The sequence below is a fragment of the Bradyrhizobium barranii subsp. barranii genome, assembly GCF_017565645.3.
Taxonomy (GTDB): domain Bacteria; phylum Pseudomonadota; class Alphaproteobacteria; order Rhizobiales; family Xanthobacteraceae; genus Bradyrhizobium; species Bradyrhizobium barranii.
On record NZ_CP086139.1, the window covers coordinates 115,659 to 140,264 of the forward strand.

Below are 24,606 nucleotides of genomic sequence, written 5' to 3' on the forward strand. Positions count from 1 at the left end.
CAGAACAAAACTGCGAACCTTGCGGACGCCGGCGCAAGGCTGACGATCTGCATCGATCGTTCGCGGCCGGGACCAACTCCGTCCGTCATTCTCGCGGCCCATCCGCTCCTGGATTTGCTCGATGGGCCCGAGAAGGGGCCGCGCTCCGCCTCAAGCCGGCAGACGCCGTTCAGGCGGCGAGCGGATCGGCGATCAACGCGGCCGCTCGTGTGACTCATGACCGCGATTTCTTATGCGTGCGTTCTCTGCGTATAATTTCTTGAAGGCTCAGCACGTCGACCTGACGATCATTTGCTGAACCAGCCTGCCCGGAGCTGCCATGTCGTCGATCGGTGCCGCGTTGCTCAACAGCCTTCGTTCCGTCGAGCGTCCGGGTGACTTTTGCGTCGGTGGCACTCGGGAGATCTTCATGCCGACGATCGATGTCGACGGCGTGGGCAGGATCGCCTTTCCGGTGCAGCCCATCCAGGCCGAGCAGTTGGTCGCGAGCGCCGAGGCAGCCCCCTATGGGCGCGGCGAGGCGACGGTGGTCGATCGCAAGGTCCGGAGAACTTGGCAGGTCGATTCCGCTAAGATCCGGATCGGAGGGCGTCACTGGGACAAGACCTTGGCCGGACTGGTCGAGGATGTCGCCCTCGGTCTCGGTGTGGGCGAGCCGGTTGCGGCGGACTTCTATAAGCTTCTTGTCTACGATGCCGGCAGCTTCTTCGTCGACCATCGCGATACCGAGAAAGTCCCCGGCATGTTTGCCACGATGGTGCTCGTGCTGCCCTCGATCCATAGCGGTGGCGAACTGGTCGTCAAGCATCTTGGCCGTGAGGTGGTGTTTGACGTGCATCCCGAGGAACCGTCGGAGGTAGGTTTCGCGGCCTTCTATGCCGACTGCGTGCATGAAGTGCGTCCTGTTCAGACGGGACGTCGCCTGACCCTCGTCTACAATTTGCGCTTCGTCGGCAGGGGGCGTCCGCTGAAGGCGCCCGATTATCGCGCGGAGCACGGGCGGGTGGTGGAGTTGCTGCGGGGCTGGACGAGCGCGGAGGACGAGCCTGACAAGCTGATCCTGCCGTTGGAACATGTCTATACGCCGGCGGAGCTGTCGTTCAGTGCACTCAAGGGTGCCGATGCGGGCGTGGCGTCCGTGCTGGTCAAGGCCGCCACGGAAGCGGACTGCGATCTCCACCTCGCTCTCGTCTCGATCGAGGAAAGCGGCAGTGCCGAACATACCGGCTATTACAGCCGTCGCCGCTGGAGTCGAGACGAGGAGGATGACGAACAATTCGAGGTTGCCGAAGTCATCGACCGGGCGCTGTTCCTCTCCGAGTGGCGGCGACCGGATGGCAGCGAGGCCGGGTTCGACGATTTTCCATTCGATGAGGACGAGCTGTGCCCGTTTGGCGCTTTCGAGGATCTGACGCCGGACGAGCTGCATTTTCACGAGGCGACGGGCAATGAAGGGGCGTCCTTCGAGCGCACCTATCGCCGAGCAGGTTTCGTGTTGTGGCCGACCGCGCGGAGGCTCGCGGTGCTGAATCAAGCCGGCCTCCGCACGACGCTGCCGTATCTCGAAGATCTGACGGCGCGCTGGGAAGCAAGCAAGGCACCGATCCGGTCGCCCTTGTGGCGTGAGGGAGATGAGCTTTCACGGCACATGTTGCGCTCCTGGCCCCGTTCGTCCTGGCGGGAAGACGAAGACGCCGAAGTCGGCCGGATGCTCGATTTGCAGATCCGGCTGCGGAACATGGAGTGCATCGATGCGTTTCTCGCCGGCGTGTCCGCCGAAGGCCATTACGCCGCGCCCGACAACGAAGCGATCCTGCGTGCTGCCGCCCTGCTTCCGGCCCCGCGTGCAACGGAGCTGCTGGTCCGGATTCTCCGACGTAACGCTCCGGCACATCTGGCCGCTTGTGGAGATCTGGTGCAGCGCTGCGTCGCGGGGGCCGCCGGTCGGACGTGCGACCTCATGCAGATCGGCGCAGCCTTGATCGAGGCCTTGCCGGGCCCTCCGACGAAGCGTCAGGAGGTCGACCCCTGGACCTGGTCGGTGCCCGTGAAACCGACCTTCGTTGTCGATCTTCTGACGGCGACAAGCCGGGTCGACGAAGGGCTCGCGGCGCGTGCAATCGAGCACCTGCTGGCCTGGCCGAAGACATACAAGCCGGACGACGTGCTCGTCCCCGCTGCTCGCGCGTTTGCCAAACTGGCGGAAAGCACGGCATGGCCGGCGGTGGGGCGGCTCAGAGAGGCGTCGCTTGATCACCTGCGCAAGCGCATCGCCCTGCCGCTGGAGGCGCCTCGGGATTGGACCAGGGCCAACCCGCTCACATGCAAATGTAGCGATTGCCGTGAACTGGGCGCGTTCCTGACCGCGCCGGATCAGCAGCAATGGCGCCTGAAGGCGGTCCAGGGTCGCAGGAGCCATGTCGAGGAAAACGTCCGAAGCACGACGTGCGACCTTGATCTCACGACCGAGAGGCGTGGCAGCCCCCATACCTTGGTCGCCACCAAGAACCAGGCCAGCTACGAACGGCGCGCAAAGCAACGCCGGCAAGACCTGGAGCATGCGCCGGCGCTGGACCGATGACGTTGATCTTGCGCCGCACGGAATGGGAAGCTCGAGTCCACAATGAGCCGTAAGAGCCGAATTCCACTCGCTGATCGTGTCGCCGAAGCCGCAGCGGCGGCGCTAGCCGCCCGGCGCTTTGTGAGCGCCATCGACATCCTCGTCGGGATCGGGTGGCTTGATCCTGAAGCGTTGGAGCGTTGGCGCCGCGGGCAGATCGATTGCCTGGAGGAAGTTGTCCGGACAAATCTGCCGCGCATATCGGAAGCCATGCGGCTATTCCGATCCTGGGCAACCGCGAGAGGATTGTTCGCAAGCCAAACCGAGTATGTCGCTCGTACACCGCGGCGCCAGACCCTGCGCTTCAACCGAAGCGGAAATCCTGCCATCGAGGCGTCGTATCGCACGCATTGGGTCTCGCCCGAGCTTTCCGAGAAGAAGCGCGAGTGGCTGGCGGAAAAAGCAAGCCGAGCCCCAGAACTGGTGGTGGTCCAGCCCTTGAACACCGAATGGACATGCCATCGGTGCGGCGGCAGCGGTAGTCTCCTGATGATGGAAACTCCCGGCCCAGCCTGCATGCGCTGCGTCGGCCTCAATGATCTTGATTATCTACCGGCGGGCGATCCCCTGCTCTCGCGGCGCGCGAAAGCGAAGAGCACGCGATATGCAGTTGTCGTGCGCTTCAGCAGGACCCGTCGCCGCTACGAACGACAAGGTCTGCTGATCGAGCCGCGGGCTTTGGCAGATGCGCGGCGCGCTCTCGCCCGATAGATGTGGTCTCGATTGTCAATCGGCGGTTATGGGCTTCAAGTGGCCCATAGTGGGACGCTAATGGGCATCCTGTTTCCAGCGGAGGAACCCGGCGTCACAACGAACCAACGCAATCGCCGATCGACTGAATCATTCCGGATTTGAGGACGTTACGATCTTCGCAGCGTGCGCCGATGGAGCCAGCTGCTCATGAGCACCGCCGACACGTTTCTTGCTACCTACGAAACACCGCGGCCAGCGCGTCTCGCTCCCAACCTCCTCGCTGCCTGTTTTCCGTTGATGAAGCTAATCCCGGCCCGCTTCATGATTGCCCGTGCGCGCGCTTCTGGATACCTTTCATCCGGCGGTCATATTGTTGAGACGACATCCGGTACCTTCGGCTTGGCGCTCGCCATGATCGCGGCGGCGCAGGGTTATCGTTTGACCCTAATCAGCGCCGACACTTTGATCGATCGAACGCTCCGCTGCCGACTGGAGCTGCTCGGGGCGCGACTTGAGGTCGTGGACGATCCGGACGGTTCCGGGGCTCAGAGCCGTCGTCTGGAACGGCTACAGGCGGTCCGCGAAAAAGATGCGGGAACATTCTGGCCTGCACAGTATGATAATCCCGACAATTGCTATGCCTACGGTAGGTTAGCGGAATGGTTCGTACGTCAGGTCGGTCAGGTAGATTGTCTCGTCGGCTGCGCCGGATCCGGAGGGTCCCTGTGCGGCACGGCGGCTATCCTGCGGGAAGTCTTTCCGGAGCTAGTCGTCATCGCCGTTGACACCCCCCCAGTGTGCTCTTCCGGTCATCCGCCCGGACAGCGGCTACTACGCGGGCTTGGCAACTCGATTCTGCCCCGCAATCTGGACCACCGGCTAATCGATGAGATCCATTGGGTCGGCGCTCTGCCCGCCTTCGCGGCCGCCCACCAACTCTGTCGGGACCATGCGCTTTTTATGGGCCCAACGAGCGGAGCAGCCGCCTTGGTTGCGCGTTTCGCGGGATCGTGAGCGCGGATTTCAGGGGATCGTGAGCAGAGATTTCAGACGATCGTGAGCAACGATTTCGCGGGATCGTGAGCAAGGCTTTCGGAGCCTTGCAGCGCTTCGGCCGACAACTCAACCGGCTTAGGGATGACCTCGTGGTTAACGAGGAAGTCCAATGCCTACCCAGAGATTGTCGATGCGCCGGATCAAGGAAGTCCTTCGGTTAAAACATTTTCAAGGCCTGCCAGAGCGGGCCATCGCGCGGAGCGTGGGCGTCAGCAACGGCGTTGTGCACAGCTACCTGAGCCGCGCCCGCTCTGCTGGGTTGAGCTGGCCGCTTCCGGAGGGAATGACCGATGAAGACCTGGAGCTTTTGCTTTTCCCGGCCCCACGACCAGCGTCTCAGAGCCCGCAGCGGCCGGTGCCCGACTGGAGCTACATCGATAAAGAGCTCCGCCGGCGCAACGTAACCCGTCGCCTGCTCTGGGAGGAGTATCGCGCCGTTAATCCCGACGGTTTCGGGTACACGTGGTTCTGCACTACCTACGAGGCCTGGAAGGGGCGGGTCCGACCTTCGATGCGGCAGATTCATCTGGGCGGCGAGAAGGTGTTCGTGGATTTCGCCGGCGACACCATCGACATCGTCGATCCGCTGACCGGGGAAGTGCAGCCGATGAAGCTGTTCGTCGCGGCGATGGGCGCTTCGAACTACACCTACGCCGAGGCCTGCCCCAGCGAGAGCTTGGCCGACTGGATCCGGGCCCACGTCAACTTGTTCACGTTTTTGAGCGGAACGCCGACGTTCGTGGTCTGCGACAACCTCAAAGCCGCCGTCAGCAACCCCGACCGCTACGATCCCGGCCTCAATCGCACTTATGCCGAGATGGCGAGCCATTACGGCACGGCCATTCTCGCCGCACGGCCGCGGCGCCCAAAAGACAAGGCGAAGGTCGAGGTCGCGGTGCAAATCGCCCAGCGCTGGATTCTGGCCCGGCTGCGCAATCAGCGCTTCTTTTCCCGGGCCGAGCTCAACGCCGCCATCAAGACACTCGTCGACGAACTCAATGCTCGTCAAATGCGTGGCTTCGGCTCAAGCCGCGCCGAACTGTTTGCCGAACTCGACAAACCCAAGCTAACCCCGCTGCCAGATCAGCCTTATGCCTTCGCACGCTGGAAGCGCTGCCGCCTCGCTCCCGATTATCATGTCGAGGTCGACGGCCATTGGTACTCCGCGCCGTATCGTCTGATTGGCGAGCTGGTCGATGCCCGTATCGACGATCGGACGGTCGAGATCTTCCACAAGGGCCAGCGGATCGCCAGCCATGCCCGCGCGCCCAACCGACGCGGACACACCACCATCGCCGACCACATGCCCAGCGCCCATCGCCGCTACGGCAAATGGACCCCCGCCGCGGTGATCGCCGCCGGCGAGCGGATCGGTCCTTCGACAGCAGCGTTTTTCCAGGCCGTGATCGACGCCCGGCCCCATCCAGAACAAGGCTTTCGAACCTGCCTTGGCATTCTGGCGCTCGTCAAAAGCTACGGCGCCGAACGCCTCGACGCAGCCTGCCGGAGGGGCATCCTCATCAAGGCGCGCTCCGTCGCCTCGATTAGATCGATCCTCCAGAACGGCCTCGATCGCACGTTCTTCGACGAATCTTTCGAGCACCAGCCCCTGCGCCACGGCAATATCCGCGGACGCGACTACTTCCACTGAAGCAAGGAGAGACCCGGCATGCTTAACCACCCAACCCACGAACGGCTGATCGAGCTTGGCCTGACCGGAATGGCCAAGGCCTTCGAGGAGCAGCGCCGATCGCCCGATCTCGAAGCCCTGCCGTTCGAAGATCGCATCGGCCTGTTGGTCGACCGCGAAGCCGCCGAACGCGACACCAGGCGGCTCACCACGCGCCTCAAGATCGCCGCACTGCGCCAGACTGCTTGCGTCGAGGACGTCGATCTGCGCACCCCGCGGGGCATCGACCGCGCCGTTTTCGCCAAACTCGTCGAAGGTCGCTGGATCGATCGCCACGAGAATTTGCTCGTCACCGGGGCAACCGGCCTGGGCAAAAGTTGGTTAGCCTGCGCGCTCGGCCACAAGGCCTGCCGCGACAACCGATCAGTCCTCTATCATCGCGTTCCAAGGCTGTTCGAGGCGCTCGCGCTCGCGCGCGGAGACGGACGTTACGCTCGGCTCCTCAAAAGCCTCGGCCGCGCTCAGCTTCTGATTTTGGATGATTGGGGACTATCGGTGCTCACCGCCGCGGAACGCCGCGATCTGCTCGAAATCCTCGAGGACCGCCATGGCCGCGCATCCACCATCGTCACAAGTCAGCTCCCCGTGGACACCTGGCATGGAGCCATTGGGGACCCCACGGTCGCCGACGCCATTCTCGATCGCCTCGTCCACAACGCCCACCGCCTCCAGCTCACCGGAGAAAGCATGCGAAAACGCAGCGCCAAAACCATCACCCTTGACGGCCAACCAGAACACTGACTCTATCTCCCATCGGCCGTAGCGGGCTGCTCACGATCGTCTGAATTCAGTGCTCACGATCGCGCGAAATCGATGCTCACGATCCGTGAAATCCGCACCTTGGTGGCGCAATGGTATGCACGCCACCGTGCCGGAGCGATGACGGTTGTCATCTTGCCCGATGAGGGTTTTCGATATCAAGAGACGGTGTTCAACCATAATTGGCTCGCCGCTCTGAATGGTTGGCCGGTCGCCATTGCCGATGCGCCAGCCACACTAGAGAAGATCGTCGTGCCAGGTGGAGAGGGGACATGGACACGCATGATCTGGGGACGGCGGGTCTTGGAAGAGGTGCCGAGCGGCGGAGAAACCGCACGTAGGCTGCGTGGCTAATTCGCCGCAGGCGTGTGGAAACGATCTTGGCGTGGAGCTTCTCGACCTCCAGTTCGTGGGCCGCCTCGCCATCCCGACCAGCGCCCGCGTCGAACGCCCGAACCGCTTGATCCTGAAGCTGCTTCTTCCACGCATAAATCTGGTTCACATGCACCTGGTAGCGCTGCGCCAGATCCGTCACCGTTGATTGTTCTCGCAGCGCCTCCAAGGCGATCTTTGCCTTCAGCGCTGCATCGATTTTTCGTCTCGTCTTCTTCATGGTCCCGCTCCGTTTATCAAAACGGAACGGCATCCGCACCACCTAAGCCGCCGGTCCAAAATCCGGGGTCCATTTCAGGGCTTGCCAGTGTCATATATGGCAACCCGCTGGCAACCCTGGGAGACGGTGCTGAGGCGCATCGCTCCGCGCGAACATGCAGCGATGCAAGATCGACTCGTCGAAGCCATGGGCGAGGAGTTTCAAACCCGCTTGAATCAGTTACTGGCCGAGGATAGTTTGTTAGGCGACCTGGATGCCGAGCGGGTGCTCGGAGCCCAAGTCCGAAACCAAATCGCTGGCGAGATCAATCGCGCGGTCATGGACCTGCTGCTCGCAGAGCGCGGCCTAGAACAATGAGACTTCCCAAGAGCCCCGCAGGGATATTTTTCATTGCTCTGTGGGGCTGCCTCAAGATGGATCGTGCAATCGACATCATCTTTGAGCTGACGATTGGCGCTCGAGCGAGAGGCTGAGGCGCGGCCCGTTGAGGAGCACGCATCTACCGCCGTGAAGATCGCACGGTGTGCGGCAGCGTGAAATGGTCGGCGTGCAGCCGGTTCAAAACTGCTCAGAACGACTCCGCCGACGAAGGATCCTTCCAATGACGGCTTCTTCGGCCTGGCGGCCCAACAAAAAGCAGAGTGGTAGTGCCTGCCGCATCTTGAATGGGGTCGCGAGGCGCTCGAATGGTGCACGCGCTGGAGTTGGCTATCGCTATAGTGATCGGCGCTAGCCGCCAGTACCCATCTTTGGCGACACGTCTGCCGAACGGATGATCGAGTCTCGCTTGCCGCAAGCCGTGCAGATGAAGCGCGGCTCGAGATCGGACAGCCGCATCTCGTCCGGGAGCGAGCCGCAATCCCACGACAGCTAGCTTGTCGGGACTGCTTCCGATGCAAGAGATCGGGTTCAAGCCAACGCTGAGATTGCCGGGAGACGAGCGGAAAATCGCCGGGCGCGCGCCCCAGCTCTCGCTTTTGGGGGGCGGAGCTGGGGCTAAGCCGGCTTAGGAGACTGTCAGCGGCGAACCTCCGTCCATGACGTTACGACTTCTCCAAATTTCATCCACGAGGATTCGCTGTTGCTGCGGCGCGCTACTACTTTTGCGCACGCGATCTGCCTTGCCGCTCTGTTTTACGATGTACCCAATCGTGCGGATTGGCCGAACACCCCCATCCCGACCATGCATATCGCGCGATGAGGGATCGCCGCTCCAGCCCACGGAGCGACGGTCCCGCCCTGGGGCCTTCGCAACCGAATCCTACGCCGCATCAGCGCTTTACACCACGCTCGCCAGCCTCTCGGGCGCCCTCTGACGAATAAGGCGGGCTAGATAGCGGCGCACTGGTTTGCACCCGGGGGTAGGACTTGGCCACCGCAGATAGCTGATTGATGCACAGCGCGGCATGACGAAAAGAACATGTCAGGCGACGCTCAGAGTCCGTTCGTGATCGCGCTGGGGGCGTCTGACAAGAACGACTCTCCACTCGCGAGATTGAGATGTGGTCTGCGGCACAATACTGGACCGCTTAGGTTTGCGTTATCCACTCGCCGGGTAGTACGGTCAACGAATACACCAACCATGATGGGTAGCACCATTAGCTTTCTTCTTGAAGTCTCTCAACTGCTGGTGTATTGTCTCAAGCATCGATACTGGCCGAACAACTGTTCCGCTTTCGCCTCAGATCCTGACGGCGCGCACGTTTCAGACATTCTCCAACATCGACTAACCGGAACACTGGCCGCAACTCTGCGCGCCAGGTCCTGCGCGCATGCGAAAGGAAGACCTGATGAACACAGGTACAGTGAAGTGGTTTAACACCCAAAAGGGCTTCGGCTTTATCCAGCCGACAAGCGGTAGCAATGACGTTTTTGTTCATATCAGCGCGGTCGAACGCGCCGGTATGGGTACTCTGAGCGAAGGTCAGGCGCTGTCATATGACATCGTCGCAGACCGTCGTTCGGGCAAGTCCGCTGCCGAAAATCTTCGTGCGGCTTAATTAAGAGCACGACAGACCTATCGCTCTAGCCACGGATGTACTGGCAGAGCTTGTGGTCCGCCCCGTCACCGAGTCATCGGGGCGGGGTTTTTGATTCGACCCCGTCAGCGATTGTAAAAGTGAGTCTCGTGTGCGGCTTCGTTCGCCTCGACAATCGGGTGACTGGGCCGCCGAGCTAAAATAAAGGCACAGACTATAGCCGAACCGAGGCGATGGCCCCCGTCGGCAGATCGCCTGCTTCGAGTGCTCAGTTTGCGGTGCGACCATGGAATCGTGGAATACCGCTTGGGTACCGACCTACAGGTTGATTGCGGGCCCCGTTCGGCATTTTTCCGAAGGATGATTGACTAGTGCGGATGTCGGATGAGGAACGCGTCTTCCTGCTGACCCAGCATCACATCGTCTCGGACGGCGGTCGATGGGCGTGCTGGTGCATGAACTCAGTCGGCTTTACCGGGCGTTCGAGGCTGGACAGGACGATCCTTTGCCGCCGTTGGCGATCCAGTATCCGGATTATGCCGCCTGGCAACGGCAGTGGCTGTCGGGGAACGGCTGCAGAAGCAGGCGAAGTATTGGCGCAACGCCCTGTCAGGCACGGCCCGTCTTGTCTTGCCGACGGACCGTGCGCGGCCGGCCCAGCAGTCGTTTGCCGGGGCCAGTGTTCCTGTTGTCATCGATGCGGGACTTGAAGCGGCTGAGCCGGCAGCATGGCACGACGTTGTTCCTGACGGTGCTGGCGGGCTGGGCGGGGGTGCTGTCGCGTCTGTCGGGGCAGGACGACCCTCCCCATCCGCTGCCAACAGAACTATCCGGGCCCGCTTTTCACGCTCCGGAAGCTGACTGAAACGGAGAGCGGCTTCGAACAAGAAAGTCTCAGCCAAGGGCGCGCAGAAAAGCTGGCGCCGTCTCGATGGCCATAACCAGTTCTTGGTGTTGCACGCCGGAAAGGATTGACAATTCTGTTTTAGAAAGTCGGTCTGACGCTCAATAACCCCGGTGATGACGCAAACGCGCCCGATGGACCTACCAAAAATGGTCGGCCGTACTGTTACAGAACAGGGATATACTGTCGCTCTCAACGGAGTGAGATCTGTGCCTACACGATTAGATGTCATCGAACGGGGTTTAGCCGGAAGTATTTTCCGGTTCAAGGTTGAGCAAGAGAAGCCGTGTGTAAGGCGGAGTGTCTTGACAGATCGGGAGTAGATATAGTCTATATTGAGACTCCCTCATGACATTCAAGACGGGATCGAGGTCATCGCCAAGCCGACCGACCGTCAGCCCACAACCGCCGCCGCCTGACCGGCCCCGGCGGTCACCAAAATTCGGCGATAGCTCGCGACTCGGTCCTGCAGGTAGTACTATTCTGTGTCCCCATCACAGGAATGAGAAGCGACTATGACCTCGGACGTAATCTGTTCTTTCTGTAGAATGGAGGCGCAGCATGTTCTTGTGATCGTCACCGCTCCTGACGGAGCAGCTGCTATTTGTGATGAATGCGTTCAAGTGTGCGTTCAAGCTATCGCAGCTCGTTCACCTGAATGGTTGGAGAAGCATCGACGATTCGTCGGGGAGCTAGGGAGCAGCGGCGGCTTTCAGCGGGAATAATCGATCAGTTTGAAGACCATCGCAAGCGCAGTCCTGTTCGACAGGCAACCCTTGGATCGGATGGTGCGGTGGCGCACGGTAGCGAAGGTGCTTTCGAAGGGGCGTTTTGGTCGGGAAGCGCTTGCAGTATGGTCACCAACTCTTGGACCGTCATCGCGCCCACCGTGGTTTCGGGCGGTCACACGAGCAAGGCGAGTACTGTCAGCACGACCGGCACTAAGCTGCGCAATTGCGAATGACGACGGATGGGACTGCTCCAGGCCCACCTCATTCATACCGCTCTAGCCGAACAGCCGCATCAGCAACGCCTTGCCGACCGGCGCCGCGCGCACGCTGCGGAAGGCGCGGACATATTCGCCGGCATAGAATGCGCGGACGACATTGATCCGCGTCGCAACCGCGTCCTCGAAACGGACGCCGAAGCCGTCGCGGGTGCGGCGGACAACGGTCGCGCTCACGTTCTGGCCATAGACATTGCACTTGATCGAGGCGCCGATTGCCGGCGGGGCGGGATCGATGAAGCGCGCGCCCGAAATCGAGATGTCGGCCATCCGCACCAGCCGCGGCTCGGCGCCTTCGTGAACCAGGATCGGCTCGTCGCGTTCGAAACGCTCGGCCTTGCGGCGCCGCGGCTGCTCGATGCAGATGAAGCGCACGATCGCGAGCACGACGCAATTGTACAGGCTCCAGGCCAGTGCCAGCCCGCCATAGGCGATGTTTTCGCCGCCAGGTGCAGGATGAAGGCGTAGGCGATCGCCACCAGCGTGAGCGGCCACCCGTCGGGTGCTGCGCCAGGCCTGGGAGCTCGATGACGCCGACAAGGCTGAAAAATTGATCCGCAATCTCGCGGGTCGACTCGACCAGCAATGGCCCGGCGTAGCGGCCAGCATCCTCGAAGGCCTCGACGAAATCCTGACTGTCGTCCGGTTGACGCTGCCGAAGGAGCTTCGTCGATCGCTCGCCTGCACCAACATCGCCGAGAACATGATGGGCACCATTCGCCGCGTCACGCGCAACGTCAAACGCTGGCGGGATGCCGGTATGGCGTTGCGATGGGTCGCGGCCGGCATGATCGAGGCCAACAAGGGCTTCCGACGATTGAAGGCGCATAAGCAATTGTCGGTTCTGCGTGCGGCCCTTCACGCTCATCACGATCGCATGACGATCAAGCCCGTTGCCCACGGCTCGAGGGCCGCGTAAAATTCATTCCGGCAACGTCGGCCCGACGTAGTTCAACACCGATCGGGACATCCCCGGGCGACCATTCTTTCCACGGATAATCGCGTGCGCCATTTCTATGCTACCTCCGGCCCGGCTTCTTGAGCTTCTTCACTCGGTGCTTCTGATAATCGAGAACGGCCGCTGCAAGTGGTATCGTGCGCGGCACGCTCACAGGTGTGAGGGAGACGACAAACGCTCTGCCTGTTTGTGAATCGACGCTGAATTGACCCCCGCACGCGCGAAGTCAATCAAGCACTTGGGACGCCGATCGGCGTCCGGATCCCACGCCGATTCATCGTGTCTTCCGTCAGCGTCGAGCCTTGCAACCGCTTTACGAGCGCGCGCGGTTTCGTCGCATTCCGAGTAGAAAATGACTGTTGCAACCGTCTAGGTTGTGTGCAACCATAGGGTTGGGCCTCAGAAATCCAAGCGAGATAGTATCAGTGGCCATCAATGGGCCAGCGTATAACGGCCCCGTTCGGTGGGACGGTGCTCCCATGTCGAAGGGGCACCCCAAAAGCACATTGGCCGTTCAGGATTACGGTTTCTGAACCCCGCCCGCACTGACAATTCAGGGGCCGGTCAATGAATCAGGCACAGCAGCAGAAGCCCTCTCCTGAAGACAAAGTTTCCGTCACCAAGGATAAGGACGCGGGCGCATGCGGATTGCAGCGCGATTTGCAGGATCGGTTGCAGCCGGCGCACGACGAGCCGGTGAGCGAGCCCGTCAGCGATAGTGCTCCCCATCCCGAAGCACCTGCAGGCTCGGGCCGGTGGGTTCGCCGCCTGCTCAAGGTCGGCATTGGCCTTGCGATCGTGGCCGTCTTCGGATGGTTGCCGCTGAAGGCCGTGCTGCAGACTTCGAGCGTCGAGGCCGTGGTCAATGCCAGGATCGTGACGTTGCGCTCGCCGATCGACGGCACCGTGAGCGCGAGGCCGCCGCAAGGCTCGACGCAACTCAGCGTGGTCCATGAGGGCGACGCGATCCTTCATGTCGTCAACGCGCGTGGCGATCGCGTGCGGCTCGACGATCTTCGGCGGCAGATGTCGCGGCAGGAGAACGAGCGCCCGAGCCTTGCCGCTAAGCTGGCAGCCGCCGAGACCGCGCAACAGGACCTCGCCCGCCAGGCGGGCCAGTTCCGCGATGGCCGCATCCTTCAGCTCGAGGCGCGCATCGCCGAAATCCAGTCGGCGATCGAGGCCGCGGCCGCGCGACGGGAAGAGGCGGCGGCCGCTGTGGAGCGGGCCTCGTCCCTGATCAAATCGGGCAGCGTCTCGACGGTCGAGATGGCCCGCCTGACGCGTGAGCAGGCAATCGCCCAGCAGACCGAGATCGGCGCCCGCCGCCGGCTCGACGCAGGGCATCGTCAACTTAATCGACCGCCGAGCCGAAGGAGGCGATTCTCAGAGGTCGAGAATCGGCGATAGCGCTTGTCATGGAGATCTCGCGCCAAGTCGCAAAGGCTCGCTCGCGCGAAGCACGACGGAAGTCGGCGGTGGCGGCTCCGGCATAGGGGATGTGGAAAAGGTTCGCGACCTGATCGTGAACGGACAGAAAGCGTTGAGCCTGATGGGACGATCGCGTCATGATCCGCTCGCGTCGCCGCGTCGGCTGATGAGAATTCTCGGCCCGATTGTTGAGAGCTTTGTGCTGGCGATGTTCGACGTGTAAGCCCATCTTCGCCCTCGCAGCGCCGTACGAACGCAGCTTATCCGTGATCATAACGCGCGGCGGCGTGCCGGCGCATTTCAAGAGCTTCTTCATGAGAAGCTGCGCAGCGCGCGAGTCTCTTCGGCGCTGGATCAAGACGTCGAGAACGAAGCCATTCTGGTCGACAGCGCGCCAGAGCCAATGTTGTTCGCCCGCGATCGAGATAACGACCTCGTCCAGATGCCATTTGTCACCGCGGGCGGGAGCGCGCTGGCGGATCCGATCGGAGAACGGCTTGCCGAATTTCCGTCCCCACTGGCGCACGGTTTCATAGGTCACGCCAATGCCACGCGCCGCCAGCATTTCCTCGACCATGCGCAAGCTTAAGGGAAACCGGAAATACAACCAAACGGCATAGCTGATCACTTCCGGCGGGAAGCGATGGCGGCGGTAACAGAGGGTCCTTGGCAGTCCGCATGCCGCTCGTCTACCCCCTCCGCCGCTCCAATTCGTTAACTTGACGGTACTCTCGGACCTCATCTGGCTCAAGCCGAAAGGCTGCACCGAATCGAAGCCGAACTCCTTCACAAATTGCGCAGATCGCTTCCTCAACATGGTTCAACGCTCGTCAGCTCGACGTAAGCTGAATGTCTTAGATGCTGCAACGTTCGATGTGGGCCGAGAGGTCGCCATAATTTGCTCAGTCCGACAAGGAGCAGGAAATGGATCCCTTTGATGCAGGGCAGGCTCAGCGCGGTAATGGCAGCACCGAATCTTCCGGCCGCGAGGACCGGGAAGGTGAGGAGGCGCAGTGGGTTGGAGTCTTGACCCACGCGGTGCTCGCCGCTGACGATCCGGCAAATCTCGGGGATTCTGCTCCTGCGGAGGGGGGGCACGACCAGATGCTGGAGGAGTGGGCTGCCGAAGAGGGGCAGAACCCGCTCGAGGATCGACAAGAGGCTGTAAGGCGAGTGAATGCTTGGAATCAGGGCGAGCTGAATCTTGCAATGCTGCGTCTCACCAGCCTGCCTCCACTTCCAGCCGGGCTCCACTCGCTCGACGCGTCCTTCAACCGGCTGACCAGTCTGCCCGAGACTCTCCCTGACGCGCTCAATTCGCTCAATGTTAATGGGAATCAGTTGGTCAGCTTGCCCGCGCTTCCGGCCGAGCTCGCCTTGCTGGACGTGTGGAGCAATCGGCTCACCAGCCTGCCTGAGACCCTCCCGGCCGCGCTCGAGGGCCTCAACGTCGGCAACAACCAATTGACGAGCCTGCCCGAGGCCCTCCCGGCCAGGCTCGAAAGCCTTGACGTTAGTGTAAACCAATTGACGAGCCTGCCCGAGACTCTCCCGGCCAGTCTCGGAAGCCTTGACGTTGGTGTAAACCAATTGACGAGCCTGCCCGAGACTCTCCCGACCAGTCTCGGAAGACTTTACCTTAACGATAACCAGCTAACCAGCCTACCCACGGGCTTGCTAACGCAGTTGGGGGCTGCTGCGGAGGTGGTTGTGTCTGGCAATCCGCTGCCCCAGGAGATGCTGATGAACCTGGACACAATCCAAAGTACCGATGGGTATGCCGGCCCGAGGGTCGTCTTTGATTTGTCTGAGACGCACGAAGATCAGTGGGAGGACGCCGCCGTTGCGCCGTTTCCTCTCGAGACAGTAGCTGCGGAGTCTCTTCCCGAGGCAGTAGCGGACTGGCTCAACGGGGATCCGAAGGAGGGCGATCCCGAGGTGGTGGCCAAGTGGCAGAGCTTTGCAGAAGAGCCCGGTGCCCAGCAATACGCAGACTTCCTCAACGGGCTGCGGAATACCGTGAACTCTGGGAACGAAGGATTCCAGCAGGGGGTGGCCAATGATCTGCGGCAGGCAGCGGCCAACCCGCAATTGCGCGCGCAGTACTTCCAGCTTGCTCTTGACGCCAACGAGAGCTGCGCGGATCGCAGAACTTTGACCTGGAACGGCATGCAAACCGCGCGCCTGATCGCCAACGTCGAGAACGGGCTCTATGACAATAACGAGGGGGTAGCGGCCCTCGTTGATCTAGGCCGTGTCATGTTCCGCTTGGAGGCACTGGGGGGGATCGCGCGCGAGAAGGTCCAATCGCTCCGCACAGGCGGCACCATCAACAACGTCGACGAAATCGAGGTCTACCTTGCCTATCAGGCCACGCTGCGCGAGCGGCTGGGGCTGCAGCACATCGCCCCGGACATGAACTACTTCTACGACTCTCACCTCACCGAGGAAGACATTGACAGGGCTGAGACGTCTGTGCGGAGCAAGGAGGCGACGGGGTTCGCCGACTATTTGGCGACGGACTGGAAACCTTGGGACGATGTGGTGCTCCGCATTGAACCGGAACACCATGCCACGATGGAGGAAAAGCTCGCCGATGCCTTGGAGGAGGAGTTCCCGGGCCGACTGAAGCAAAAGCTCGTTGAAGCGGGACTGATCGGCGCTGAGGCCGATGTCGTTGCGGATGCCGAGCGGGAGTTCGGACCCCAGGTCAGCAAGGACATCGCTCGCGAGATCAAGGGTGCTCTGAGGGACACGGTGCTCAACAAACGCGGCCTCAGTCTGTGAAGCGGCGTCTGCTGCTTGACCACGCGGTCCTTCATCCAGATCGAAGGATCAAGCAACTGCCTGAGCGAGGTATTGGTTCAACCGCAGCGGCGGAAACTGAAAACTGCGACGGCTGATCAGCCATTATGCTGTGAAGCGGCAGTAGTGCTTTGGCAAGACCAAGGCCGTGACCGCCACGGCCCGGAAGATCGCAGTTCTGTTCTACAATGCTGTGCGATACGGAATGGACTATGTCGATCCCGGGGCCTCGTCCTACGAGACGCGCTACCGGACGCGAGTGGTCAACAATTTGTAGCGGCGTGCCAAGGCATTCGGCTTTGTTCTCCTGCCCTTGGAGCCGAAAGTAGATGCTGCCGTTTCTTAGGAATCGTTCTCAAGCGTCAGCTCCCCGATCTTGGCGTGCAGCGTTTTCACGTCCACCGCGGGCTCGCTCGTTCTGTTGCCACCGCGAGGACCAAAGACCTCGGCCGCCGCTTCCTGAAGCTGGGACTTCCACTGCGTGATCTGGTTCGGATGCACGTCGAAATGCTCAGCCAGCTCGGCCAGCGTCATCTCGCCCTTGATCCTTGATCGCCGCTAACGCCACCTTGGCCTTGAATGCGAGTGCGTGTGTGAATGCGGATCGAAATTTGACCCCTCAATCAGTCCATCTCGTGGGCTAACGTCTTGATTCTTCAAGTGCCGGAAAAGTGACCCCGGCGCCGATCGGCGTCGGACCCCCGCGCCGATTCACAGAAGCATGCGAAAACCATCGAGGCTCGCGGCGGAGACGTTGTCCAGCCGCATCAAGAAGCCGGATATACGTCAGTAGTTGTGGCCGTCGATCCTGATCAAGTCGGTCGTTGCAATCGGGCGGGGTCCATATGGGGTCCGGACGCCGATCGGCGTCCCAAGTGCTTGATGGGTCAATGTTCAGCGTCGATTCACAAAGATGTTGGCTGGAGATAGTCCTCGCCGCGAAAGCTGGCCGTACGCCTCACCGATGAGGAGCAGTATTTTGTCTCTGAATCTTCGGTCTATCGGCTGTTGACGGCGAAGCGCGCAGGCACATGCGCCATGCTGTCTTGGCGCGGCAATTGTCGTCATCAGGTTCTCGACAGCTTCCCCATTTAAGTTTAACAAACATACAGGGCTGATCCCCTTGGAAGAACATCCGCTGCCGATGCTCACGGTGCGTGCCTGCCGGCGCTGTAAAGGGCGGTTTGTTGCTGATTGCCGGCATGTCAGATCGATAGCCCAGGTTCATATTTGAGGAGGACGGATGGATTTCCCCTCGACCAAGTCGGTGCATGAACAATCGGGCAGCACGGGTCCGCAAGAGAGCTCACCCGCGGCTCCGTCTGCAGCCGCGGCGACCTTTGAGCGGCAATTGAGAGAGATCAGCAGGTCAGGTGTGGGTGGTGGAGCAATGCCGGCCGCCGCTGCGCTGCAGCCGGCTCAATCAACGGAGGTTTTGATAGGGAGGCAGTGCAATCAGATCCTTTACTCCGAGGATGCTCGCCTTATCTCGGGGCTTGAGAAGGCCCTTACGAAGGGCGGGGCCGCCAAAGGCACCACCAATAACTATTTACGTGTTCTTCGCGGCTTTGGCCATTGGCTCTCCGCAAATAACAAAAAGGGCATCTCTGCTCGGCTCGACGACAAAAAATCGCTGTCTCAAGATGCGCGCGAGTTCAGCGGAGAGGGTGAGCCCTGGAAACTTCTTACAGCAATAGGTCATCTCCGAAATTCGCAGTCGACCGGCGAAGTCGTGCCGATCACACGCCACGTTGAGGTAAATCCTTATCAGCAGGACGCGGAACTCATCAAAGAGTACCAAAACGAAGTAGCGTCAGAGATGGGCAAGAGGGATGCAACCGCTCTTCGCAATTTCAGCGACTACCTGCGTGACAACAACAAGAAGGGTATTGTTGGTCGGCTTCGCGGCGAGTTGTTAAATGAAGATGTTAAGAGCTATAAGAAAGTCTCCGCTTTTCGTTCGAAAATCGGTGTCGCGCTGGATCGTCTCCGAAAATCGTCGGCCGGCGCTAAGGCGATGGATCTCGAGCGCAATATTGATCCCGAAGACGCGGCCCTGAAGGAGTCGAGGCAGGTCGGCGACGCCGCTGCGCAGCACAGTTCGTCGCAGAAAGCTGGCAGTTGGCCAGAGGAATTGCTTCCTGCGGAAGGCCATGATCAGAATTTGCTTTTGGGGCCGATGGACGAACCCGGCGCGTCGTCCTCGGCGCCGCAGCCGACTCAGTCAACTGGGATTTTGAGAGGGAGGAGGAGACGGCCTCTTTATCCCGAGGATGCTGCCCTTATTTCGGGGCTTGAGAAGGCCCTCATCAAGGGCGGGGCCGCCGAAGGCACCGCCAAGGACCATGTACGTACTCTTCTCAGCTTTGGCCAGAGGCTCTACGCAAATAACAAAGATCCCATTGCTGCTCGGCTCGACGACGAAAAGTCACTGACCGCTGATGCGCGCGAGTTGTTCGAAAAGCGTCCCGCGACACTCCATAGGGCAATAGACCATCTCAGGACCTCGCGGTCGACGGGCGGAATCGTGCCGATCGCAGGCCGCACTGAGTTGCATCCTTATCCCCAGGACGCGGCACTCATCAAAGAGTACAAAAACGAAGTAGCGACAGATGCCGGCAAGAGGGATGCAACTGCTCTTCGCAATTTCAGCGACTACCTGCGTGACAACAACAGGCCGGGCATTGCTGCTGGGCTCGGCACGTCGTTTGATGGAGATGTCGAGAGCTATAGGAAGGTCGCCGGTGCTGATTCCAGGATTGGTGCCGCACTGGCTCGTCTCCGAAAATCGCAGGCCGGCGCTGAGGCGATGGAGCACGAGCGCCATATTGATCCCGAAGAGGCGGCCCTGAGGGAGTCGAGGCGGGTCGGCGACGCCGCTGCGCAGCACATTGCGTCGCAGAAGGGTGGCAGTTGGCCAGAGGAATTGCTTCCTGCGGAAGGCCATGATCAGGATTTGCTTTTGGGGCTGATGGATGAACCCGGCCCGTCGTCCTCGGCGCCGCAGTCGGCTCAGTCAACTTGGATTGTGATAGGGAAGAGGAAGCAGCCTCTTTATTCCGTGGATGCTCCCCTTATTTCGGGGCTTGAGAGGGCCCTCATCAAGGGCGGGTTCAGCAAATCCGCTGCCGAGCAGCACGGAGGTTCTCTTCGTAGCTTTAGCCGTTGGCTTTTCGCAAAAGAAAAACCGAGCATTCGTGATCGGCTCGACAATAAGTCGCTGACCGATGGCGGTGAGGTGCTCGAGTTCACCGGAGAGGGTAATCCAAAGAGACTCGTTCAGGCAATCGACTATCTCCGGACCTTGCGGTCGACGGGCGAAGTGCCGATCTCACGACGCGCTAAGCTGAATCCTCACCCCCAGAACGTGGCCTTTATCAATCCCGAAGACACGGTACTGATGGAGCCGAGGCGCGTCGACGCCGCCGCTGCGCAGCACAGCGCGTCGCAGGAAACTGGCCGTCGGCCAGAGGAGCTTCCCGCGGAAGGCCGCGATCAGGATTTGCTTTTGGGGCTGATGGACGAACCCCGCTCGTCGTCATCTCTCGAGCCAGCCGCGCGCCATGACCAGGCACCGGATCCCGGAGAGCCCGACCGCCAGCAGTCCCCGGACGAGCCGATGGCTGCGCTTGCCAGGAGCAACCGCCTGCCAAGCGAGGAGGTCCTCATCAACGATGAGCATGACACAGCTGAGTTGAGGCCAGCGAAGAGGCAGAGGACCCTAAACAATCCGCAAGGCGTTGCCGGCGAGCGGCAGCTGAGCGAGATCGCCAATTCAGGCGGCCAGCCGACACCGGCGCCTACCCATCAACAGGGTACGTCGTCATGGGAGACGCAGCCGATGCTGCTGCGAAGCGGCTACGAAGATGTCACGGCGCCGCATGCGGTCGCGACGTACGTCGGGGACGCCGCTGCGCAGCACAGCGCGTGGCAGCGAGCTGTCAGTCGGCCATTGGTCCTCCCGGAAGGTTACGATCAGGATCTGCGCTTAATGGTGGAAGACGGCCCATCGTGGCCCGAGGTTCCTCCTGAGCAGGCGCAGGACATAGTCCAAGCTGGGCAGGAACCTGCCTGGCCGACCGTGGAAGCAGCGCCAACGCACTCTGCCAGGGCTCGCTCAAACACCTACGGCGGTATTGAGGTGTCGTTTAATCCGAATTCGCCCGCATCATTTGAGTTGCGCGACAATGCTTGGAGCCGGGCGCCTGGCTTTCCGCCGCCGTTTGCCGGGCCGGTACCGGGGCATCACCAGGGCGCTCGACAGCTCGGCTCGCCGCAGGGGCTTTCTCCGGTGTCCGCCCACTCGGACGATGACGCTTTGGCGTGGTTGAGCGAGGAGCTTGCGCGGCAGATGCAAGAACCGGCATCACCATCAACTGCCAGGGCTCAGGATCTCTATCGTGAGTTTGAGGCACTGCTTGATCCGGATGCGGCCGAGTTGGATGACAGTGCTCACTTTGCGCCAGCGCCTTCTGCCAGGGCTCGCTCAGACACCTACGGCGGTCTTGAGGTATCGTTTAATCCGAATTCGCCCGCATCATTTGAGTTGCGCGACAATGCTTGGAGCCGGGCGCCTGGCTTTCCGCCGCCGTCTGCCGGGCCGGTACCGGGGCATCACCAGGGCGCTCGACAGCTCGGCTCGCCGCAGGGGCTTTCTCCGGTGTCCGCCCACTCGGACGATGACGCTTTGGCGTGGTTGAGCGAGGAGCTTGCGCGGCAGATGCAAGAACCGGCATCACCATCAACTGCCGGGGCTCAGGATCTCTATCGTGGGTTTGGGGCACTGCTTGATCCGGATGCGGCCGAGTTGGATGACAGTGCTCACTTTGCGCCAGCGCCTTCTGCCAGGGCTCGTTCAGACACCTACGACGGTCTTCCATTGGTTGATCTGACCGCGCCCGCACCGTCCCCATTGCGCGACGATATCGTGCGGCGGTTTCCGATCACCTCCTCCGATGCTCAGATCGGGGCGTTGAATCCGATAGCCTTGTCCCACAACCGCGGGCTGGTGCTCGAGGACACGGAATGGCTGGGCGACGAGCATATCCTCAGGGATTACCAGCTTCAGGAGCTGGATTTGCAGAGGAGCGATTCGGATCTCGCCGCCCGGACGCGGTTCGTAGATCCCCTCGAAGCGCTGCGGCTGCGCCTGGGCGCGGAGAGCGACGTGCTACGCGTATTCCATCGCATCGTCCATGATCGGCGTGATAACGATACAGCCGACTTCCTGTTGCTGCCAGTGAACGATGCCAGTGCTACGGACCGCGGCAGGCATTGGTCGCTGCTGTTCGTTGATCGCAGCAACCGGCAATGGCCTGTCGCCTATCACTACGATTCCTACGGGAGATACAACGAGACGCATGCAAGACAACTCGCAGAAAGGCTGAACATCGCCCTGCAGCCCGCCGGCATGGCCCAGCAGCAGAACACTTATGATTGCGGCGTCTTTGTCGTGGACGGCACGCGGGAGCTGGTTAGGCAATTGGCGCAAGGACGGGAGCCAGACCAGCTGAACCTCAGCAACGTCGTTGCCAATCGGCAGGCACTGCAAGCGCGACTCAGGGGTTGATGTCGCCGTGGGCGGACCTCGCGGCGCTTCGCTTTGAGCTTGAATGACGGCTGGAAGAAGTTCACCAGCAGGCGCGCCGCGGCGTAGAGACGTGCCATCACGCGGGCCGTCTCGCCCCCGTCGAAGCGCCCGTATCCGACGAGCCGCCGGACCACCGGCAGCGCGATGCGGTTGTCGGCAAGGGCGAGCGCGCGACACTGCGCTTCGGAAAGACCGGTCAGCTCGATGACCGGCGCCTCGAGGAGACCGAGCTTTCGCGCGGCCAGGTATCGGCCTTCGCCCGCGATGATCGTGCCATCGCTGTCGACGAGCAGCGGGTACCGTCAAGTTAACGAATTGGAGCGGCCGAGGGGTAGACGACCGGCATGCCGACCGCCCGGGACCCTCTTTATCGCCGCCATCGCTTCCCACCGGAAGTGATCAGCTATGCCGTTTGGTTGTATTTCCGGTTTCCCAGCGGCTCATGAAGAAGCTCTTGAAATCCGCCGGCACGCCGCCGCGCGTGATGATCACGGACAAGCGTTCGCACGGCGCTGCGAGGGCGAAGATGGGCTTTTTCGTCGAACATCGCCAGCACAGAGCTCTCAACAATCGGGCTGAGAATTCTCATCAGCCGACGCGGCAACGCGGCGGATCATGAAGCGTTTCAAATCGTCCCGTCAGGCTCAACGGTTTCTGTCACTTCACGTTCCAGGCATCGTAAGTGGATCCGTAATCCCCGGGAAATTGACGAAACCTCAGACTCTCTCCTCAGCAGAGGTGTATCCGCGCCTGCGCTTGGCGCGCTCCAGCCGTCCGAATGCTTCGCCCGCTTCAGCGCTGGCATCGAAAGTCTGCACCATCGTCTGGCCGGTCGTGCCTGCGCGTTTCGCGGGATCGTGAGCAAGGCTTTCGGAGCCTTGCAGCGCTTCGGCCGACAACTCAACCGGCTTAGGGATGACCTCGTGGTTAACGAGGAAGTCCAATGCCTACCCAGAGATTGTCGATGCGCCGGATCAAGGAAGTCCTTCGGTTAAAACATTTTCAAGGCCTGCCAGAGCGGGCCATCGCGCGGAGCGTGGGCGTCAGCAACGGCGTTGTGCACAGCTACCTGAGCCGCGCCCGCTCTGCTGGGTTGAGCTGGCCGCTTCCGGAGGGAATGACCGATGAAGACCTGGAGCTTTTGCTTTTCCCGGCCCCACGACCAGCGTCTCAGAGCCCGCAGCGGCCGGTGCCCGACTGGAGCTACATCGATAAAGAGCTCCGCCGGCGCAACGTAACCCGTCGCCTGCTCTGGGAGGAGTATCGCGCCGTTAATCCCGACGGTTTCGGGTACACGTTGTTCTGCACTACCTACGAGGCCTGGAAGGGGCGGGTCCGACCTTCGATGCGGCAGATTCATCTGGGCGGCGAGAAGGTGTTCGTGGATTTCGCCGGCGACACCATCGACATCGTCGATCCGCTGACCGGGGAAGTGCAGCCGATGAAGCTGTTCGTCGCGGCGATGGGCGCTTCGAACTACACCTACGCCGAGGCCTGCCCCAGCGAGAGCTTGGCCGACTGGATCCGGGCCCACGTCAACTTGTTCACGTTTTTGAGCGGAACGCCGACGTTCGTGGTCTGCGACAACCTCAAAGCCGCCGTCAGCAACCCCGACCGCTACGATCCCGGCCTCAATCGCACTTATGCCGAGATGGCGAGCCATTACGGCACGGCCATTCTCGCCGCACGGCCGCGGCGCCCAAAAGACAAGGCGAAGGTCGAGGTCGCGGTGCAAATCGCCCAGCGCTGGATTCTGGCCCGGCTGCGCAATCAGCGCTTCTTTTCCCGGGCCGAGCTCAACGCCGCCATCAAGACACTCGTCGACGAACTCAATGCTCGTCAAATGCGTGGCTTCGGCTCAAGCCGCGCCGAACTGTTTGCCGAACTCGACAAACCCAAGCTAACCCCGCTGCCAGATCAGCCTTATGCCTTCGCACGCTGGAAGCGCTGCCGCCTCGCTCCCGATTATCATGTCGAGGTCGACGGCCATTGGTACTCCGCGCCGTATCGTCTGATTGGCGAGCTGGTCGATGCCCGTATCGACGATCGGACGGTCGAGATCTTCCACAAGGGCCAGCGGATCGCCAGCCATGCCCGCGCGCCCAACCGACGCGGACACACCACCATCGCCGACCACATGCCCAGCGCCCATCGCCGCTACGGCAAATGGACCCCCGCCGCGGTGATCGCCGCCGGCGAGCGGATCGGTCCTTCGACAGCAGCGTTTTTCCAGGCCGTGATCGACGCCCGGCCCCATCCAGAACAAGGCTTTCGAACTGCCTTGGCATTCTGGCGCTCGTCAAAAGCTACGGCGCCGAACGCCTCGACGCAGCCTGCCGGAGGGGCATCCTCATCAAGGCGCGCTCCGTCGCCTCGATTAGATCGATCCTCCAGAACGGCCTCGATCGCAGGTTCTTCGACGAATCTTTCGAGCACCAGCCCCTGCGCCACGGCAATATCCGCGGACGCGACTACTTCCACTGAAGCAAGGAGAGACCCGGC

At 61.4% G+C, this 24,606-nt stretch carries 13 protein-coding genes and 8 pseudogenes; 16 read left to right on the forward strand and 5 right to left on the reverse strand.

Features of this window, described 5'->3' with window-relative positions:
* Nucleotides 1-319 precede the first annotated feature (319 nt).
* The 5 genes from J4G43_RS55005 (at nt 320) to istB (ending at nt 6,800) form a co-directional block, all read left to right on the forward strand.
* The gene (locus J4G43_RS55005; protein ID WP_225006078.1) at nt 320-2,581 is read left to right on the forward strand and encodes a 2OG-Fe(II) oxygenase; all 2,262 of its coding nucleotides are present in this window, start codon (nt 320-322) and stop codon (nt 2,579-2,581) included.
* Between the two features lie 120 nt (nt 2,582-2,701).
* Nucleotides 2,702-3,331: a hypothetical protein gene (locus J4G43_RS55010; RefSeq protein WP_225006081.1), complete on the forward strand. Its 630-nt coding sequence runs from the start codon at nt 2,702-2,704 to the stop codon at nt 3,329-3,331.
* A gap of 189 nt (nt 3,332-3,520) precedes the next feature.
* Nucleotides 3,521-4,327 (forward strand): PLP-dependent cysteine synthase family protein, encoded by an 807-nt coding sequence (locus J4G43_RS55015; protein WP_208089695.1) that lies wholly within the window; start codon nt 3,521-3,523, stop codon nt 4,325-4,327.
* A gap of 151 nt (nt 4,328-4,478) precedes the next feature.
* Complete coding sequence (gene istA / locus J4G43_RS55020) at nt 4,479-6,020, forward strand: IS21-like element ISFK1 family transposase (RefSeq protein WP_060907903.1); 1,542 nt, start codon at nt 4,479-4,481, stop codon at nt 6,018-6,020.
* Between the two features lie 18 nt (nt 6,021-6,038).
* Entirely contained in the window at nt 6,039-6,800 is a 762-nt protein-coding gene (gene istB, locus J4G43_RS55025) for an IS21-like element ISFK1 family helper ATPase IstB (RefSeq protein WP_011090937.1), read from the forward strand.
* Between the two features lie 190 nt (nt 6,801-6,990).
* Here istB and J4G43_RS55030 read toward each other — a convergent pair whose 3' ends face one another.
* Nucleotides 6,991-7,431 (reverse strand): transposase, encoded by a 441-nt coding sequence (locus tag J4G43_RS55030; RefSeq protein WP_162137028.1) that lies wholly within the window; start codon nt 7,429-7,431, stop codon nt 6,991-6,993.
* A 93-nt stretch (nt 7,432-7,524) separates the two neighbouring features.
* Here J4G43_RS55030 and J4G43_RS55035 point away from each other — a divergent pair.
* The 4 genes and pseudogenes from J4G43_RS55035 to J4G43_RS56495 form a co-directional block, all read left to right on the forward strand.
* A pseudogene (locus tag J4G43_RS55035) lies at nt 7,525-7,788 on the forward strand (E3 ubiquitin--protein ligase); the annotation flags it as partial.
* Between the two features lie 1,433 nt (nt 7,789-9,221).
* Nucleotides 9,222-9,431, forward strand: a complete 210-nt coding sequence (locus J4G43_RS55040; RefSeq protein WP_028153994.1) for a cold-shock protein — start codon at nt 9,222-9,224, stop codon at nt 9,429-9,431.
* Nucleotides 9,432-9,778: 347 nt separating this feature from the next.
* Nucleotides 9,779-10,212: pseudogene (locus tag J4G43_RS55045) on the forward strand (condensation domain-containing protein); the annotation flags it as partial.
* Between the two features lie 617 nt (nt 10,213-10,829).
* Nucleotides 10,830-11,039, forward strand: coding sequence for a ClpX C4-type zinc finger protein (locus tag J4G43_RS56495; protein WP_080586299.1), 210 nt, complete (start codon nt 10,830-10,832; stop codon nt 11,037-11,039).
* A 281-nt stretch (nt 11,040-11,320) separates the two neighbouring features.
* Here J4G43_RS56495 and J4G43_RS55050 read toward each other — a convergent pair whose 3' ends face one another.
* Entirely contained in the window at nt 11,321-11,815 is a 495-nt protein-coding gene (locus J4G43_RS55050; RefSeq protein WP_028154654.1) for a PilZ domain-containing protein, read from the reverse strand.
* On the opposite strand from J4G43_RS55050, the pseudogene J4G43_RS55055 reads away from it, so the two are divergent.
* Together J4G43_RS55055 and J4G43_RS55060 are read left to right on the forward strand one after the other, a co-directional pair.
* Nucleotides 11,808-12,239: pseudogene (locus J4G43_RS55055) on the forward strand (transposase); the annotation flags it as partial. The gene J4G43_RS55050 and the pseudogene J4G43_RS55055 overlap by 8 nt on opposite strands.
* 606 nt (nt 12,240-12,845) lie before the next feature.
* A complete protein-coding gene (locus tag J4G43_RS55060; protein WP_225006083.1) occupies nt 12,846-13,688 on the forward strand; it encodes a hypothetical protein in 843 nt (280 codons plus the stop codon).
* Here the strand turns inward: J4G43_RS55060 and J4G43_RS55065 are convergent.
* Nucleotides 13,633-14,389: pseudogene (locus tag J4G43_RS55065) on the reverse strand (IS6 family transposase). The gene J4G43_RS55060 and the pseudogene J4G43_RS55065 overlap by 56 nt on opposite strands.
* A 244-nt stretch (nt 14,390-14,633) precedes the next feature.
* On the opposite strand from J4G43_RS55065, the gene J4G43_RS55070 reads away from it, so the two are divergent.
* Both J4G43_RS55070 and J4G43_RS55075 read left to right on the forward strand, forming a co-directional pair.
* A complete protein-coding gene (locus J4G43_RS55070; protein WP_028154325.1) occupies nt 14,634-16,496 on the forward strand; it encodes an NEL-type E3 ubiquitin ligase domain-containing protein in 1,863 nt (620 codons plus the stop codon).
* 151 nt (nt 16,497-16,647) lie between these two features.
* A pseudogene (locus J4G43_RS55075) lies at nt 16,648-16,860 on the forward strand (IS110 family transposase); the annotation flags it as partial.
* Nucleotides 16,861-16,862: 2 nt separating this feature from the next.
* Here J4G43_RS55075 and J4G43_RS55080 read toward each other — a convergent pair.
* Nucleotides 16,863-17,082: pseudogene (locus J4G43_RS55080) on the reverse strand (transposase); the annotation flags it as partial.
* Nucleotides 17,083-17,757: 675 nt separating this feature from the next.
* On the opposite strand from J4G43_RS55080, the gene J4G43_RS55085 reads away from it, so the two are divergent.
* Complete coding sequence (locus J4G43_RS55085) at nt 17,758-22,083, forward strand: Ulp1 family isopeptidase (RefSeq protein WP_225006087.1); 4,326 nt, start codon at nt 17,758-17,760, stop codon at nt 22,081-22,083.
* Between the two features lie 365 nt (nt 22,084-22,448).
* Nucleotides 22,449-22,770: pseudogene (locus J4G43_RS55095) on the forward strand (DDE-type integrase/transposase/recombinase); the annotation flags it as partial.
* Between the two features lie 50 nt (nt 22,771-22,820).
* Here J4G43_RS55095 and J4G43_RS55100 read toward each other — a convergent pair.
* Complete coding sequence (locus J4G43_RS55100) at nt 22,821-23,048, reverse strand: WGR domain-containing protein (RefSeq protein WP_408581468.1); 228 nt, start codon at nt 23,046-23,048, stop codon at nt 22,821-22,823.
* Here J4G43_RS55100 and istA (J4G43_RS55105) point away from each other — a divergent pair.
* A pseudogene (gene istA / locus J4G43_RS55105) lies at nt 23,048-24,588 on the forward strand (IS21-like element ISFK1 family transposase). The gene J4G43_RS55100 and the pseudogene istA (J4G43_RS55105) overlap by 1 nt on opposite strands.
* Nucleotides 24,589-24,606 lie beyond the last annotated feature (18 nt).